The sequence below is a fragment of the Pseudomonas putida genome, assembly GCF_028682635.1.
Taxonomy (GTDB): Bacteria; Pseudomonadota; Gammaproteobacteria; order Pseudomonadales; family Pseudomonadaceae; genus Aquipseudomonas; species Aquipseudomonas putida_AE.
The window spans coordinates 1-16,515 of the sequence record NZ_JANHLK010000008.1 but is presented as its reverse complement, the minus strand read 5'-3'; the positions used below and the strand labels follow the sequence as shown (position 1 = coordinate 16,515).

At 62.0% G+C, this 16,515-nt stretch carries 16 protein-coding genes; 9 read left to right on the top strand and 7 right to left on the bottom strand.

Going from position 1 to position 16,515, the window contains the following annotated elements; genetic code table 11:
- Positions 1-106: 106 nt before the first annotated feature.
- The gene (locus NPS56_RS12090; protein ID WP_274074818.1) at positions 107-1,561 is read left to right on the top strand and encodes a TrkH family potassium uptake protein; all 1,455 of its coding nucleotides are present in this window, start codon (positions 107-109) and stop codon (positions 1,559-1,561) included.
- Here NPS56_RS12090 and NPS56_RS12085 read toward each other — a convergent pair.
- Positions 1,518-2,579, bottom strand: coding sequence for an AraC family transcriptional regulator (locus NPS56_RS12085; RefSeq protein ID WP_274074817.1), 1,062 nt, complete (start codon positions 2,577-2,579; stop codon positions 1,518-1,520). The two genes, NPS56_RS12090 and NPS56_RS12085, sit on opposite strands and share 44 nt — an antisense overlap.
- Before the next feature lie 161 nt (positions 2,580-2,740).
- On the opposite strand from NPS56_RS12085, the gene NPS56_RS12080 reads away from it, so the two are divergent.
- Complete coding sequence (locus NPS56_RS12080; protein WP_274074816.1) at positions 2,741-3,052, top strand: DUF962 domain-containing protein; 312 nt, start codon at positions 2,741-2,743, stop codon at positions 3,050-3,052.
- Positions 3,053-3,070: 18 nt separating this feature from the next.
- Positions 3,071-3,643, top strand: a complete 573-nt coding sequence (locus NPS56_RS12075; protein WP_274074815.1) for an HD domain-containing protein — start codon at positions 3,071-3,073, stop codon at positions 3,641-3,643.
- A 128-nt stretch (positions 3,644-3,771) separates the two neighbouring features.
- On the opposite strand, the gene NPS56_RS12070 is transcribed toward NPS56_RS12075, so the two are convergent.
- Entirely contained in the window at positions 3,772-4,581 is an 810-nt protein-coding gene (locus NPS56_RS12070; RefSeq protein WP_274074814.1) for a UDP-2,3-diacylglucosamine diphosphatase, read from the bottom strand.
- Between the two features lie 146 nt (positions 4,582-4,727).
- On the opposite strand from NPS56_RS12070, the gene NPS56_RS12065 reads away from it, so the two are divergent.
- Together NPS56_RS12065 and NPS56_RS12060 are read left to right on the top strand one after the other, a co-directional pair.
- Entirely contained in the window at positions 4,728-5,486 is a 759-nt protein-coding gene (locus tag NPS56_RS12065; protein ID WP_274074813.1) for a helix-turn-helix transcriptional regulator, read from the top strand.
- A gap of 167 nt (positions 5,487-5,653) precedes the next feature.
- A complete protein-coding gene (locus NPS56_RS12060; RefSeq protein ID WP_274074812.1) occupies positions 5,654-6,547 on the top strand; it encodes a DMT family transporter in 894 nt (297 codons plus the stop codon).
- On the opposite strand, the gene NPS56_RS12055 is transcribed toward NPS56_RS12060, so the two are convergent.
- The 4 genes from NPS56_RS12055 to recQ form a co-directional block, all read right to left on the bottom strand.
- A complete protein-coding gene (locus NPS56_RS12055) occupies positions 6,541-6,828 on the bottom strand; it encodes a SelT/SelW/SelH family protein (RefSeq protein ID WP_046816858.1) in 288 nt (95 codons plus the stop codon). The two genes, NPS56_RS12060 and NPS56_RS12055, sit on opposite strands and share 7 nt — an antisense overlap.
- A 47-nt stretch (positions 6,829-6,875) precedes the next feature.
- Positions 6,876-8,048 (bottom strand): type IV pilus assembly protein FimV, encoded by a 1,173-nt coding sequence (locus tag NPS56_RS12050; RefSeq protein ID WP_274074811.1) that lies wholly within the window; start codon positions 8,046-8,048, stop codon positions 6,876-6,878.
- 130 nt (positions 8,049-8,178) lie between these two features.
- A complete protein-coding gene (locus NPS56_RS12045) occupies positions 8,179-8,613 on the bottom strand; it encodes a MarR family transcriptional regulator (RefSeq protein WP_274074810.1) in 435 nt (144 codons plus the stop codon).
- Between the two features lie 120 nt (positions 8,614-8,733).
- Positions 8,734-10,860: a DNA helicase RecQ gene (recQ, locus tag NPS56_RS12040; RefSeq protein ID WP_274074809.1), complete on the bottom strand. Its 2,127-nt coding sequence runs from the start codon at positions 10,858-10,860 to the stop codon at positions 8,734-8,736.
- 307 nt (positions 10,861-11,167) lie between these two features.
- On the opposite strand from recQ, the gene NPS56_RS12035 reads away from it, so the two are divergent.
- The 4 genes from NPS56_RS12035 to lapD all read left to right on the top strand — a co-directional run bounded on the left by NPS56_RS12035 (position 11,168) and on the right by lapD (position 14,907).
- Positions 11,168-11,755 carry a YecA family protein gene (locus NPS56_RS12035; RefSeq protein ID WP_274074808.1) on the top strand — a complete coding sequence of 196 codons (588 nt, stop codon included), beginning with the start codon at positions 11,168-11,170 and terminating at the stop codon, positions 11,753-11,755.
- A gap of 10 nt (positions 11,756-11,765) precedes the next feature.
- On the top strand, positions 11,766-12,161 hold the full coding sequence (locus NPS56_RS12030) for a YbaN family protein (RefSeq protein WP_274074807.1): 396 nt from the start codon (positions 11,766-11,768) through the stop codon (positions 12,159-12,161).
- 75 nt (positions 12,162-12,236) lie between these two features.
- Positions 12,237-12,944 carry a cysteine protease LapG gene (gene lapG / locus NPS56_RS12025; protein WP_274074806.1) on the top strand — a complete coding sequence of 236 codons (708 nt, stop codon included), beginning with the start codon at positions 12,237-12,239 and terminating at the stop codon, positions 12,942-12,944.
- Between the two features lie 22 nt (positions 12,945-12,966).
- Complete coding sequence (lapD, locus tag NPS56_RS12020) at positions 12,967-14,907, top strand: cyclic di-GMP receptor LapD (protein ID WP_274074805.1); 1,941 nt, start codon at positions 12,967-12,969, stop codon at positions 14,905-14,907.
- A gap of 77 nt (positions 14,908-14,984) precedes the next feature.
- Here the strand turns inward: lapD and NPS56_RS12015 are convergent.
- Positions 14,985-16,515, bottom strand: a 1,531-nt coding sequence (locus NPS56_RS12015; protein ID WP_274074804.1) for a type I secretion C-terminal target domain-containing protein, incomplete at its 5' end; no start/stop codon positions are given.

Genomic DNA, 16,515 nt, shown 5'->3' with positions numbered 1-16,515 from the left:
AAAAAAATGTGCGGCTATTCTAGCTGTAACTACTGAGGCAGTGCGGTTTACATGCCCCGCCCCGCAGGTAGAATGGCGCCCTCCTTACTTCAGCCGAGCGGATTTCATGGCGTTGCCGACCTTACGTCTCATTGGTTTCATCATCGGCATTTTCCTGATAACCCTGGCCATCGCCATGGTCGTGCCCATGGCCACGCTGGTGATCTTCGATCGCACCGGCGACCTGCCGTCGTTCCTCTGGGCCAGCATGATCACCTTTGTCGCCGGCCTCGCCCTGGTCATTCCCGGGCGCCCCGAGCATGTCCATCTGCGACCACGGGACATGTACCTGCTGACCGTCAGCAGCTGGCTGGTGGTGTGTATCTTCGCCGCGCTGCCGTTCCTGCTGACCCAGCACATCAGCTACACCGACTCGTTCTTTGAAAGCATGTCCGGGATCACCGCCACCGGTTCGACGGTGCTCAACCACCTGGACGACATGTCCCCCGGCATCCTGATGTGGCGCTCGCTGCTGCACTGGATCGGCGGCATCGGGTTTATCGGCATGGCGGTGGCGATCCTGCCGCTGCTGCGCATCGGTGGCATGCGGCTGTTCCAGACCGAGTCTTCGGACCGTTCTGAAAAAGTCATGCCCCGTTCGCACATGGTGGCGCGCCTGATCGTGGCGGCCTACGTCGGCATCACCATTTTCGGCAGCCTGGCCTTCTGGTGGGCCGGGATGAGCCCGTTCGATGCGATCAACCATGCGATGTCGGCGATTTCCACCGGGGGGTTCTCGACCTCGGACCAGTCCCTGGCCAAGTGGACGCAACCGGCGGTGCATTGGGTGGCCATCGTCATCATGATTCTCGGCAGCCTGCCGTTCACCCTGTACGTGGCGACCCTGCGCGGTAACCGCCGGGCGCTGATCAAGGACCAGCAGGTCCAGGGCTTGCTCGGCATGCTGCTGGTGACCTGGCTGGTACTCGGCACCTGGTACTGGTGGACCACCCAGCTGCATTGGCTGGAGGCGCTGCGGCATGTGGCGCTGAACGTGACGTCGGTGGTCACCACCACCGGATTCGCGCTGGGGGACTACAGCCTGTGGGGCAATTTCTCGCTGATGCTGTTCTTCTATCTGGGTTTCGTCGGCGGTTGCTCTGGTTCGACTGCCGGCGGGATCAAGATTTTCCGCTTCCAGGTCGCCTACATCCTGCTCAAGGCCAACCTTAACCAGCTGATCCACCCCCGTGCGGTGATCAAGCAGAAGTACAACGGCCACCGCCTCGATGAAGAGATCGTGCGTTCGATCCTGACCTTTTCGTTCTTCTTCGCCATCACCATCTGCGTGATCGCGTTGTTGCTGTCACTGCTCGGGGTGGACTGGATGACCGCCCTGACCGGCGCCGCCAGCACCGTGTCCGGCGTCGGCCCGGGGCTGGGCGAGACCATCGGCCCGGCAGGCAACTTCGCTTCCTTGCCGGACGCGGCCAAGTGGATTCTCTCGTTCGGTATGCTGCTGGGCCGACTGGAGATCATTACCGTGTTTGTGCTGTGTATACCGGCGTTCTGGCGTCACTGACCGGCGCCGGCGTTTCCATCAGCCGCGCCCGGTACTCGCCGGGCGTGGTGTCGAACCAGCGGCGGAAAGCGCGGAAGAAATTGCTCGGATCAGCGAACCCCAGCAGGTAGGCGATTTCCAGCAGGGTCATGCTCGGTTGCGCCAGGTACTGCTCGGCCAGTTCACGACGGGTGTCGTCGAGCAACGTCTGAAAACTCGTACCCTCCTCCTGTAGACGCCGTTGCAAGGTGCGTTGCGACAAATGCAGCGTCTGCGCCACGGCATCGCGCTTGGGTTCGCCCTGGGGCAGCAGACGGCACAGCACCTGGCGCGCCTTGTGCGTGACCCGACTCTCGGAAAACCGCGCCAGGTATTCGCCGGCAAACCGGTCATGCAACAGCGCCATGGCCTCGTTGGCCGTCGGCAGCGGTGCTTCCATGTCCGCGCGTTCAAATATCAACGCATCGTAGGGCGCGTTGAACACCAGCGGCGCATGGAAGGCTTGTTTATAGGGTTCGAGATCGGCCGGTTGATCACCCTGCACCAGCACCTTGCGCGGGTGCAGCGTGCGTCCGGTCAACCAGCCGCACAGTGCCAGGGCGCAGGCCAACGAGGCTTCGGCGCTTTGCCGGGTCGGCGGCAAATGGTCGCCGTGCACCGTCAGGATCAGCGCATAGCCCTCATCCAGCAGGCGAAAACTCAGGTCGGCGCTTTCGGCGATGATCCGCTGGTAACGCACCAGTCGCCTGAAGCCTTCGGCCAGGGTCTGGCTGGACATCAGGGCGTATCCGGTCACATGGAACTGTGCCGGTCGCACCACCTTGCCCATGTTCAGGCCAATCGCCGGGTTGCCGGACAGTTCAACCGCCCGTTGCCACAGTCGTGTCATGGAATCTTGCGGGAAGCGCGCATCCGGATCATCCAGTGCCGCGTAGTCGAGCCCCAGTTGATTGAACAGAACCCGGCAATCCAGGCCGTCCATTTCCAGTGCTTTGACAATCCCCATCGCCCAGCTTGCAGAAGTCGTTCGTTCGCTCATGGCGTCTACTGTCTTGGTGAGCCGTCTGTCGCGGCAAATTTTCCGAAGGATACTAAAGTGGCGCCTATTGTCACTGGCTCGCGCCAATGATCACTCTAGACTCAAATAAGCTACCCGCAGAACAAGTTGCAGCCAGAACAATAACCACAGAGATCGCGGTCGTGGAAAACATCAAGCGTTTCAATAGCTTCGCTGAGTTTTATCCGTATTACCTCAGCGAACACAGCAACAGTACCTGCCGACGATTGCACTTCATCGGCACCACGCTGGTTATTTTCATTCTGGCGCTGACCGTCGGTCGTGGCGCCTGGACCTTGTTGTGGGTATTGCCGCTGGCGGGTTACAGCTTCGCCTGGGTTGGCCATTTCTTCTTCGAGAAGAATCGTCCTGCAACCTTTCAGCACCCTTTCTACAGCCTTCTCGGCGATTTCGTCATGTATCGCGACATGATCCTGGGACGCGTGCCGTTCTAGATCAGCAGAGGATTGCCGATGAATGCCAATGCCCGTTTTACCCACATGAAGGATGGTACGCAGGAAGACTGGGCGATCATCGCCGCGGACTTCAGCGCCTACGCTCGCCAATTGCCGATTCGGATCGCGGCGCACCTGAAGCTGCTCGAAGGTGATTTCGGCGGGTTCCCCGTGGACCGCCTGACTCACTCGCTGCAAACCGCCACCCGCGCCTGGCGCGATGGCCGCGATGAAGAGTACGTGGTCTGCGCCCTGCTCCACGACATCGGCGACACCCTGGGTTCCTACAACCACCCGGACATCGCCGCGGCCATCCTCAAGCCGTTTGTCAGCGCCGAGAATCTGTGGATGGTGGAAAAACACGGGATTTTCCAGGGCTACTACTTCTTCCATCACCTGGGCATGGACCGGCATCTGCGCGAGCAATTCTGCGATCACCCGCAGTATCAGGCCACCATCGAATTCTGCGCCAAATACGATGCGGCGGCGTTTGACCCGGCGTATGACACGCTGCCGTTGAGTTTCTTCGAACCGATGATGGAACGGTTGTTTGCGCAGCCGAAGAACTCGATCTACAAGGCGGCGATGTAGGAGCGAGCTTGCTCCGGGCGGCGTTCCGACGAAAAACCTGAGGTCGCCGCGGGGTGTCTGGTTTCCCGCGTCATCGTTGAATTCCATCGCGAGCAAGCTTGCTCCTACAGCGAAGGCGCCGGACCTGTCTACGCAGGCTCTGCCATTTTAACTGCCTTCAATTGGGCCTCCTGCGCATCGGCCAGCCGATACAACTCGATCGTGCCATCCCAATGCTCGATCAGCGCCGTGCACGACTCCACCCAGTCGCCGCAATTGAGGTAGTCGACCCCGCCCACCTTGCGAATCTCGGCATGGTGAATATGGCCGCACACCACGCCGTGGAGTTCGCGCTTGACGCACTCGTGGGCGATGGCTTCTTCAAAATCGCTGATGAAGCTCACCGCGGTTTTCACCTTGTGCTTGAGGTACGCCGACAGCGACCAGTAGCCGTAGCCGTATCGGGCGCGCCAGTGGTTGAGCCAGCGGTTGAGGGTCAGGGTGAATTCGTAGGCCGAGTCGCCGAGAAACGCCAGCCAGCGGTGGTAGCGGGTAATCACATCGAACTGATCGCCGTGGATCACCAGCAAGTGCCGGCCATCGGCGGTCACGTGCACCGCTTCGTCCACCAGCTGGATGTTGCCCAGGATCAGCTTCGAATAGCGGCGCAGGAATTCGTCGTGGTTGCCGGTGACGTAGATCACCTCGGTGCCGCGCTTGCTCATGGTCAACAGCCGGCGGATCACATTGGTGTGCGCCTGGGGCCAATACATGCCGCCGCGCAGTTTCCAGCCGTCGATGATGTCGCCGACCAGGTAGACCTTGTCCGCGTGATAACCCTTGAGGAACTGCGACAGATGCTCGGCCTGGCAATCGCGGGTGCCCAGGTGCACATCGGAAATCCACAGGGTCCGCACACGTTGCTTACGACTGGGTTTGGCGAGCTCGGCGCTGGTCATGGGCAACCCTCAGGACAAGTTTTGGCAAGCTTGCCGCGTCCGGGTTAATGGCCCATGACAGCGCCGAGTCAGTCCTGTGACAGCGCGCGCAGGTGGTGTCGGTGTAGACTGCGACCTGACGCATCAACCCTGCAACGAGAGCCGAGATGAGACCGATCCTCACCCTGCGCCAGTACACCCACGACCTGATCGTCCACAGCCATGAGCATGCGCAACTGGTGTTCGGGCTGTCGGGTGCGCTGGATTTCGAAGTCGACGGGCATGGCAGCCAGGTGGTCCAGCAAAGCTTCGTGGTGATTCCGGGCGGCTTTCATCATGCCTGCGGCAGCCCCAACGGCAGCCGCTGCCTGGTCCTCGACGTGCCCGGCGATCAATGGCTTGGCCAGTCCCTGGGCGATCATGCCGATGCCAGTCGACGCCTGCTCGACAACGCCGGCCGCTTGTCGCTGGATGCGGGACAGAGCCAGTTGGTCGAGTGGCTGGCCAACAGCCCGGTCGATGATCCGGTCATTGCGCAACAGGGCGCGGTGCTGTTGCTGGCGAGCCTCAACAACGCCAGGCCCGACTCGGTCGGCGGCCGGCGCCTGCCCTACGCCGCCCTGAATGCACACATCGACCAATACGCCGCCTACCCGCTGCAAGTCGCCGACCTGGCGCGCGTGGCCGGTCTTTCCAGTGCCCGTTTGCATGCCCGGTTCGTGGCCGAATGCGGGCAGACGCCGATGGACTACATCCGCAGCCGACGCCTGCACAAGGCCGTGGGACTGCTGCGCAATTCGGCGCTGCCCATTGGCGAGATTGCCTGTCGGGTCGGCTACAGCTCCCAGAGTGCCTTTGCCGCAGCGGTGCTGCGCGAGTTCGGCGCATCGCCGGGTAGATTGCGGCGCGAGGCTGGCGACAAATGACGCGAGTCTGGCGACAGACACAGGGTTCGTTTACACGTTCAATGTAGGAGCTGCCGCAGGCTGCGATCTTTTGATCTTGCTTTCAGGATAAAGATCAAAAGATCGCAGCCTGCGGCAGCTCCTACAAGGGTCGGCGGTGTTGTCGGCCACGTTTATCAAGGATTGCCATGACTCCCCGTACCGCCCTGGGCGCCCTGCATATCGGCGCATTGATGTTCGGCCTGACCGGCGTATTCGGCAAACTCGCCGCCGCTTCGCCGGCGATCATCGTCTTCGGCCGGGCGGCGTTCGCGGTGCTGGCGCTGGCGTTCTTTGCGCGCTTTGCCAGCCAAAGCCGTTGGCGAAGACTCGAAGCGGTGGATGTGCGCCGACTGCTGCTCAGCGGCTTGCTGCTGGCCGGGCACTGGGTGAGTTTCTTCATCTCGGTGAAGGTCGCCGGCGTTGCCATCGCGACCCTGGGTTTTGCCAGTTTCCCGGCCTTTACCGTGATCCTTGAAGGGCTGATTTTCCGTGAGCGCATCCGCGCCAATGAAATTCTGCTGGTGGCGCTGGTGAGTGTCGGGCTGGTGCTGGTCACGCCTGCGTTCGATCTGGGCAGTGGCGCCACCACCGGCCTGCTCTGGTCGATCGCCTCGGGCTTGCTGTTTTCCTTGTTGTCGCTGACCAACCGCGCCAGCTCCGCGCGCATCCCGCCGGTGCAGGCGGCGTTGTGCCAGAACGTGGTGGTCGGATTGTGCCTGCTGCCAGCCGCAGCCCCGCACCTGAGTGAAGTGCGCGCCATCGACTGGCTGTGGATCGGCCTGCTCGGGGTGTTCTGCACCGGCGTCGCCCACAGCCTGTTTGTCGCCAGCCTGGCGGTGATCAAGGCACGGACCGCCGCCGTGGTCTTCGCCCTGGAGCCGGTCTACGGGATCACCATCGCCTGGCTGCTGTTCGATGAAAACCCGACCCTGCGCATGCTGCTGGGTGGCGCATTGATCATCGTCGCGATCGTGGTGTCCAGCAGGCTATCGAGTGGTGCGAGCAAGAAAACCGTTGCCGCCGAGGCGGTGTCTCACTGAGTGCGATCGTTGTGCCCCAGGTCGCGGTCCGGATCGATCTGGTCGCGGACCCGCTGCTTGAGCACCTTGGCCTCGGGGAAACCGCCGTCAGCCTTGCGCTCCCAGAGCTGCACCTGGTCACAGAAAATGTGAAAGACCCCACCCGTGCCGGGCACCAGGGACACCTTGCCCAGGTCATCGCCAAAGGTGCTGAGCAGCTCCTGGGCGAGCCAGGCCGCACGCAGCAGCCACTGGCATTGGGTGCAATAGGTGATGACGATTTCCGGTTTGCTGGCGGTCATGATCGGCGAAACTCCTGAGGCAGAGGGCGCCACCATGATAACGGTGTTTACTGCCTGTTACCCGGTTCGGCGGGTTCGATTACCCATTCAATCTCAGGCTCGGGCAGCGCTGGCGCTTTCGGCGGCTGCTCGGCGGTAGGAGAAGGGTCCATCGGGCCCAGATCCCAGTTCGTTTCCATCGACAAGTCGTCCAGATTCAGCTGGAACTCATCGAAGGGTAATGGCGGCGATGGCGTCACCAGGGGCAAAAGTACCGGTGCTGCAAGCACAACCGGCGCAAGAGGTTGCAATGGCGATTGGCGGACGGGCACTTCCTGAAGGCTCTGCCCATCGGGCTGCGGGTCTGGTTGCGATGGTTCCAGCGATACCTGGTCCTGCTGTCTTTGCCGACGAACCCGCACCAGCAGTAACGCCAACGCCACCAGCGCCAGCAACCCTCCGATCGCTAGCCAGTTCGACCCAGGCTCCGCCACTGGCGCTGGCGCCACGTCAACCGACGCAACAGGTTCCGTGGGTGCCTGCTTGACCTCGGCCAATCGGGCTTGCAACTCGGCGACCTGCTTTTTCTCAACGGCGATCTGCTCGTCCCGGGCCTGAAGTTTCACGTTGAGTTCATCGACGCTCGCCTGCAACTGTTGGTTGTGCAGGACGCTGGCGGCCAGTTGTTCAGCCAGGGGATCGGCGACAGGCCTTGCCGCCGATTCCGTGCGTGCAGGTAATGGTGCGACTGCCGGCTCGACACTCGGGAATGCTGAAGAGGGACGGTTCACCGCTGGTTCATCACTGATCGGTGCCAGGTTTTCCGCACCTGGAGGATCGATCAGCACGGTGTACTCGCGCAACACGCGGCCATTGGGCTGGTCGAGTTGCACCAGAAAATCCAGGTAGGGTTCCTTGACCGGTTTGTTGGAGCTGACCCGGACCAGGCTGCGATTGCCCCGCAGGATGGGCGTGAATGTCAGGTCGTTGAGGAAGGCCACGCGCTCGACGCCGGCGCGGCTGAACTCGTCCGCCGTCGCCAGGCTGACCGACAGCTCGCCCTCAGCCACTGCGGCGGCATCCACCAGGGCGATCTCCGCGCGCAGCGGCTGATTCAGTGCCGAGTGCAGGGTGATTTCACCGAGGCCCAACGCCGGCACCCAGGCCGAATAAGTAACAGCGGCACAGGCCAGCAACAGCCTGGCGCCATACCGTACAACCAATAGCCGACTCTGGAGCATGAACATCCCTTAGGTAAACCAAAAACCAATCTGCACGTGTTCGCACCTGCGGTACGAACACGATATTGCCGACTAGTTCTTATAGTCCGCCCAATGCCCTGGCTCAAAAGCCTGGGCGGGAGGTTGTGTCTCAGGATTTTTCGAGGTTGGCCAGGATGTGCCCGTGAACACGCATGCAGACCTTTACGTCCGCCTCATCGACACCTTCGAAGAGTTCATGACGCAGCTGGGTGGCAATGGTTTCAATTTGTTCGATCAGGGGCAGCGCCGGCGCGCAAAGCACAATTTTTTTCGCCCGACGGTCTTCCACCACCGCCTGGCGTTGCACCAGGCCCTGGCTTTCCAGACTGTCGAGCAGCCGCGCCAGGGTTGGTCCCTCGACGCCGACGCTTTGCGCCAGCTCACGCTGGGTCGGGGCTTGCTCGAAGCGCGCCAGGTGCAGCAGCACCAGCCAGCGGGCCTGGGACAGGCCAAGTCCGGCAAGGCGGCGGTCGAGCTCGGCGCGCCAGCCACGGGACATTTGTGCCAACTGCATGCCAAAACGGTGTTGATCGGTCAACGACATAAAACACTCATGATCAGACTGAAATAAGAGAAATACTAATAATTAGTCAGCTAAGCATGAGCCTTGGCTGGAGGCAAGGCTTGTTCTGTACTGAATCGTTACATCAATGAGGCTGGTCATTCAAAGTTCGAATTCGGACTGCAAAGCCGCCCGAATACAGTACAGGACCCCTTCGGGCACCCTCCCTGCAAACAGCGCGGAAATTTCCGCTACCGGCGGCAGTTCGCCCTCTCCGTCGAGGAACGCGTCCTGGACTTCGCCCATCAAGTCCTCCGGCAAGTCCAGCGCCTGCTCCAGCGACAACTGCTGCTTGCCGATCGCCTCGGCGAGCAGGGTGTAGACGTTCTTTTCCGAGCATTGCAACTGACCGGCGATCTGCAACGGCGTCATGCCGGCACGGGCCAGGGTGATCAGCTCGTGGCGCAGGTCTGCGACAACTTTCGGTGCCTCGACCTGGCCACCGAGCACTTCGAGGAACGCCTCGCCATAACGCTCCAGCTTGCGGGCGCCGACGCCACTGACCCGGGCCATTTGCGCCAGCGAGGTCGGTTGGCTGCGCAGCATTTCCAGCAAGGTCGAGTCGGGGAAAATGACGTACGGCGGTACGCCGTGTTCTTCGGCCAGCTTGCGCCGCAGGGCACGCAGGGCTTCCCACTGTTCGCGCTCTTCGCCACGCACCAGCTGGCTCGCCTGGCTCTTGCTGCTCTTGGCAGTGGTTTGCGCCTTCAGGTCGCGACGCAGTTCCAGGGTCACTTCGCCTTTGAGCAGCGGACGGCAGGTGTCGCTCAGGCGCAGGCCGCCGTAGCCTTCCAGGTCGATGTCGGCCAGGCCGCGAGCCACCAACTGGCGGAACAGCGAACGCCACTCGCCTTCGGACATCGCCTTGCCGACCCCGTACACCGAAAGGTGCTGGTGCCCGAAGCTGCGCACCTTTTCGTTGTCCTTGCCCAGCAGGACATCCACCAGGTGCCCGACGCCGTAGCGCTGGCCGGTGCGGTAGATCGCCGAAAGGGCCTGACGGGCGGGTTCGGTGGCGTCCCAGGTCTGCACGCCATCGACACAGTTGTCGCAATGGCCGCAGGGCTCTGGCATGTCTTCGTCAAAGTAGGCCAGCAGCGTCTGGCGACGGCAGCGGGTTTCCTCGCACAGCGAGAGCATGGCATCGAGCTTGTGTTGCTCAAGACGCTTGTGGCGCTCGTCCCCTTCGGAGTTCTGCAGCATCTGCTTGAGCATCACCACGTCCTGCAAGCCATAGGCCATCCAGGCATCGGCGGGCAAACCGTCTCGTCCGCCGCGCCCGGTTTCCTGGTAATAGGCCTCAAGCGACTTCGGCAAGTCGAGGTGTGCGACAAAGCGCACGTTGGGCTTGTCGATGCCCATGCCAAAGGCCACGGTAGCGACCATGATCAGGCCTTCCTCGTTGAGGAAGCGTTTCTGGTTGTGGGCCCGCAGGTCGTTGGGCAGGCCGGCGTGATACGGCAGCGCCGGGAAGCCTTGCTCGCTGAGGAAGGTCGCCACTTCCTCGACTTTCTTGCGCGACAGGCAATAGACGATACCGGCATCGCTGCGACGCTCGGTGAGGAACGCCAGCAACTGCTTGCGCGGCTGCTCCTTGGGCACGATGCGATAAAAAATGTTCGGCCGGTCGAAACTCGACAGGAAGCGCTCGGCATTCTGCAGGTGCAGGCGGGTGACGATCTCTTCCCGGGTTCGCTTGTCGGCGGTGGCGGTCAGGGCGATGCGCGGTACGTCGGGGAACAGTTCCGCCAACTGGCCCAGTTGCAGGTATTCCGGGCGGAAGTCATGGCCCCATTGGGACACGCAGTGGGCTTCGTCAATGGCGAACAGCGAGATGTTCAGCCCTTGCAGGAAGCTCAGCATGCGCGGCTGCACCAGACGCTCGGGCGCGAGGTAGAGCATTTTCACTTCACCGCGGCGGATCCTTGCCGCCAGGTCACGCTGTTGCTCGGCACTGAGCGTGGAGTTCAATGCCGCGGCGGCCACACCCAGTTCTTCCAGGGTCGCGACCTGATCGTCCATCAGCGCGATCAGCGGCGAAACCACGACCGCCAGGCCGTCGCGCAGCAGCGCCGGCACCTGGAAGCACAGGGATTTACCCCCACCGGTAGGCATCAGGACCAGGGCATCGCCGCCACTAGCCACGCGCTCAATGATTGCACCCTGGCGGCCACGGAAACTGTCGTAGCCGAAGATGTCCTTGAGGACGCGCTGAGCCTGTTCGAGCATAAAAACTCCAAAAATCACCGAAACATCCCTGCAAGGCTGGTGCAGAACCCGCAACTTTGCACCGACAAATCGTAAGTGCGCATTACATGTCGCTTCACATTTCAGCCATGACGCCAGCAGGGCATCACAAAACGCGCGAGTATACCCGAGCCCTCCCTCGCGCAGGGCACCGCTGATAAGAGCGGATGAAGATGCCCCCCGACAGGGAATGCTGCATCCAAGAGGGGCAAATATGCCGCGCGGCTGGCCCAAGCGCTCAAGAAGGCCTAGAATTCCCGCATCGAATATTCCCCAAGGTAGCCCTTTAATGTCCTTCGCTGAGCAACTAACCCGCCTGCAAGTCTTCCTCGACGCCGATGAACTGCATGACGAGGCGCTGGACTACGTGGCCGCCCACGGCTACCTCACCGCGCTGTCGATCTGTTCCGAAGACGTTCCCGACCGTGAATGGATCGACGCCCTCTTCGCCGAAGAGCCGCACTACAGCGGCGAAGCCCAACGCGAAGAAATCGAAGCCACGCTGATCGGCCTCAAGGCTCACATCGCCCGCCAGCTGGCCTCCGATGAAGAGTTCGAACTGCCGTGCGACCTCGACCTGGGCGACGATCCGGATGATTCCGAACTGCGCGGCTGGTGCATCGGTTTCATGGAAGGCGTGTTCCTGCGCGAAGAAGCCTGGTTCGAAACCGCCGAAGACGAAGTCAGCGAAATGCTCCTGCCGATCATGGTCGGTTCGGGCCTGTTCGACGAGCAACCGGAGTTCTCCGACATCGCCGCCGACGCCAACCTGATGGACGACATGATCGTGCAGATCCCGGAAGCCCTGACTGCGCTGTACCTGCTGTGCAACGCACCAGACGAAAAACCGGCGATCCTCAAGCCACGCCATCACTAAGGTCCCGCCTATGGACAACCCCATAGGCAACCGCTCCCTGATGTTGCGCTACGTGCTGCTGGCCATCGGCTGGCTGAGCGTGGCGCTGGGGGTGATCGGGATTTTCCTGCCGGTGCTGCCCACCACACCCTTCCTGTTGCTGGCGGCTGCCTGTTTCGCCCGCAGTTCGCCGCGTTTCTATCAGTGGCTGGTCAATCACCCGCGGCTCGGGCCGTGGATTCGTGACTACCTCGAAGGTAATGGCATTCCGCTCAAGGGCAAGGTCTATGCCATTGGCCTGATGTGGGCCAGCATCCTGTTCTCCTGCTACCTGGTGCCGATGCCCTGGGCGCGGGCGTTCATGCTGACCAGTGCGGTGCTGGTGACCCTGTACATCCTCAAGCAGAAAACCCTGCACAAGTCCTGAGATTCCCCCGCCTGCAGGTCGACGCTGACCCGACCACCACCTAGACTTCAGGTCTCTGCACTCGAGCAGCCAGTCATGCCGCGCAGTCCGGGTAGTCCAGGATGGCCAACACTCCGACTTCGGTTTGGCGGATGGCTGCTGCTGGCCAGTTTTCCCCTGGCCGGGCTTGCCAGCGCCTGGCCCGCCTGGGATTTCGCGCAGATTTCGCATACCGCACAAAAGCGCTATGCCAGCCTGGGGCCGACCCAGGGACGTCTCCAACCCTGGAGTGAAATGCTGCAAGGTGAACGCAACCTGCCCGAGCTGGAGCAATTAACTGCGGTCAATCGCTTCTTCAACCAGCAGCTGGATTTCCAGGACGACGCCCGCCTCTGGCGCCAGGCCGATTACTGGGCCACGCCCGTCGAGGCGCTGATCAAGGCCGCGGGCGATTGCGAAGACTATGCCCTGGCGAAATATTTCAGCCTGCGCCAGCTGGGCATTCCCAGCGACAAGCTGCGCATTACCTACGTCAAGGCCCTGAAACAGAACCAGGCGCACATGGTGCTGACCTATTACAGCAGCCCTGGCGCCGAACCGCTGGTGCTCGACAACCTGATCGGCGAAATCCGCCCCGCCTCGCAGCGCAAGGACCTGTTGCCGGTGTATGCCTTCAACGCCGAAGGCCTGTACCTGCCCGGCAAACCTGGCCACCCGCGCAGCGGCGACTCGAAAAAACTGTCGCGCTGGCAAGACGTCCTGAAAAAAATGCAAACCGAAGGATTCGCCGTCGGCGACGGTTAGTCGCCACGCCAAGGAGCGCTCGATGAAACTGCGCAACCAGTTGTTTCTTGCCATCTGCCTGTTCTTGCTGGTGGCGTTCAGCGGCAGTTTTTATGCCAGCCTGGAAAGCTCTCGCGAGCAAACGCTGGGCCAGTTGCGCGCCCATGCCCAGGACGCCGCGACCGCCCTGGGCCTGACCTTGACCACCCAGGTCGACGACCCGGCGATGATGGAGTTGATGGTCAGCTCGATTTTCGACAGCGGCTATTACAGCGACATCCGCGTCACCCACCTGGAGAATCGGCAGGTGCTGGTGCAGCGCAGCGTCCCCGAGCAAATCGACGGCGTACCCGGCTGGTTCGTCAACCTGGTGAATTTGCGCCCCGAGGGCGGCGATGCATTGATCACCCGTGGCTGGCAACAGGTGGCGCGCGTTGAAGTGTTGAGCAATCCCCAGTTCGCCCTGGCCAAACTCTGGGACAGCACACTGGGAAGCCTCGTCTGGTTGCTGCTCTGCGGGCTGCTCAGTGCAGTGTTCGGTGGCTGGCTGCTGCGTCGGCAATTACGTCCGCTGGACATCATGGTTCGCCAGGCCGACGCCATCAGCAAACGCGAGTTTCTCAGCTTGCCGACGCTGCCGCGCACACCGGAGTTGAAACGCGTGGTGCTGGCGATGAACCAGATGGTCGAGAAGCTCAAGACGCTGTTCGCCGAAGAGGCGGCGCGCAGTGAAAAACTGCTCGGCGAGTCCTACCGGGACAGCCTGACAGGGCTGGCCAACCGGCGATTGCTCGATGAACAACTGGCCGATCAATTGCGGATCTCCGAGCAAAATGGCGACGGTCATCTGCTGATGCTGCAGCTCAACGATTTGGCCGGGCTCAATCAACGCCTTGGCGGGCAACGCACCGATGCGTTGATTGGCGCGGTCGGCGACTTGCTCAAGCGCCTGACTCAGGTACCGCAACGGCGCACCTGGCTGGCAGCGCGCAATCGCGGTGGCGAATTCAGCCTGCTGGCACCGGATCTCGATACCGAGGAGGCAACGCGCCTGGCTGCCGAGCTCAGCGCCACCCTGGAAAACCTGCGCCTCACCGGTGCCAGTGACTGCATGCCCGTCGCCCATCTGGGCGTCGTCGCCTTCCATCCCGGCGACCCGGCGAGCCACGTGCTGCATCAACTTGACCAGGCACTGAACGAAGCCCGGCAACATCCCGAGCGCCCCTGGGCCGTGTTGGGCCACAGCGACAGCGCACCAAAGCAGGCCCAACACCACTGGCACACCTGGCTTGACGCTGCCCTGAACGAAGGCCAGCTGCAGTTGTATTTTCAACCGGTGGTGTTATGCGCCGAGACTCGTCAGGTGCTGCATCACAAGGTCCTCGCACGCCTGCTCGATCCACAGGGCGAAGCGATCGCCGCCGGCCAGTTCTTGCCGTGGATCGAGCGGTTTGGCTGGTCGGCGCGCTTTGACCTGGCGATGCTCGAAGCCACCCTCGAATACCTCGTCATCAACCGGATGCCCCTGGCATTGAGCCTGTCCGGCAGCACCTTGCGCGATCAGGCGCAGGTGCAACTGATCCTCGACATGCTTGAATCCCTGCCGGAACTGGCGCCCTTCCTGACCCTGGAAATCGATGAGCGCCAACTGCCTCCGCCAGACCCGTTGCAACGCTTGAGCCACAGCCTGCTCGCCACCGGTTACCGTATCGGGCTGCAGCATTTTGGCGGCCATTTCAGCCAGATCGGCAACCTCACGCAACTGGGGCTGGCGTACCTTAAAATCGACGGCGCCTACATCCGTGGCATCGATGCCGAGCATGATAAACGGCTGTTCATCGAGGCGGTTTGCCGCACGACCCACAGCATCGACTTACCCTTGATCGCAGAAAAAGTGGAAACCCAGGGGGAGCTGGAAGCGATCCGGGCATTGGGGGTGTTTGGCGTGATGGGGCGCTTGATCGGTGAGCCGCAGCCGATGTGATCTGCGGACGGTCGCAGGCAAAAAAAACCGCTCTCCCCTGTCACAGGAAGAGCGGTTTTTTTATTGCGGTTTTCAGGTCACACGGTATCCACCTTCAATGAATGGTCATTGAGCATGCCGTTGATGATGGTGGCCGCATCCGCTGAGCCAACGACCCCGCCCGCCCCCGGCATGACCCCATAGTGGCTGGCCAGGTTGACGCCGGCCAGGTCGATGGTCTGGTTCGGCGCGGCGCCGGCCATGGCGCTGACGTCGATGCTGGTCACCAGTGACGCGCCGCTGCCGCTGACGGTGAAATGCAGGTAGTCATCCAGTGAAGCCGCGGTGTTGGTCTCTCCTTGCAGCAGTTGCGACAGGTCGAGCTTGTCGGCACCCGGTGTGAAGTCGGTGATGACGTCGTGACCGCTGTTGCCGTTGAGCCACTGGAAGGTGTCGGCGCCACTTCCGCCGGTGAGGGTGTTATTGCCCAATCCACCGATCAGGAAGTCGTCGCCACCCGCGCCGTTGAGCACGTCGTTACCCAGGCCACCGGTGATGATGTTGCTGTTGTGATCGCCGGTGAGCGAGTCATTGAAGTTGGAGCCGGTCAGGTTTTCGATGGCGGTCAGGGTGTCGGTGCCGGCACCGATGGTGTTCTGTGCGCCGCTCTCGCCGAGATTGACCGTGACCCCGGCGGTGGCGTGGGCATAGCTCGCGGTGTCGATGCCCGTACCGCCATCGAGCAGGTCGTTGCCCGGTCCGCTGTAGAGCAAGTCGTTGCCTGCTCCACCGTGCAGCTCGTTGTTGCCGGTGTCGGCGACCAGCGCGTCATCCCCCGCTGTCCCGGTGAGGATGTGGTCAGCCTGGTAGCTGATGCTGTCGCTGCCGCCATGGGGGTCGCTGGCGGAGTAGCTGTGGTCCGGCGCAGTGTCCTTGGCCGCGGAGTAATCGACGGTCATCTTCAACTCGTAGTTTTCAGCGCTGTTTGCGCCTGGGCCCGGACCGTCGGGGATGTTGGTGATGTGGATGTGATAGGTCGCATCCTCCTTCGCCGTAAGGGTCTGGCCATCAGCGATGGGCGTGTAGGCGCCATCGTTGATCGAGTACTCCAGGCTGACCTGACCGGCAGTGAGGTTGTGATCCAGGTTGAGGGTTTCCCCCTGCTTGAGATTGACGGTGATCAGGTCATCGCTGTTGTGACCGTTGACCGCACCCAGCGCTCCGCTGACCACCAGGACCGCGGTCATGGCCGCCGTATTCGCGACGAAGGCGCTGCGGGCGATATCGGCATTGTCGCCGGAGACACTGTAGTTCGGTTTGGTCCCGGTAAAGTCTGCCCCTTTTGCGGGCTCCGAGGCTTTTTCGTGGACGCTCGCACCGCTGTCGTGGGCCGTCACCATGCAGCTGTTGTTCACGTCGATGGTGATCGTGGTGGTGCTTTCATCACCGTCACCGTCGCGCAGGGTGTAGGTGAACACATCACTCGCACCCGCCCCGCCCACCGAGTTCGGGTAGCTGTGGTACAGCGCGTTGCCTGCTGCATCCAGGGTCAGGTAGCCATGGGTGCCGTTGATCTGGCTGCCCACGCCGCCATGTACCGGAGTCGAGGTGTCGTCGCCAGCACGCACA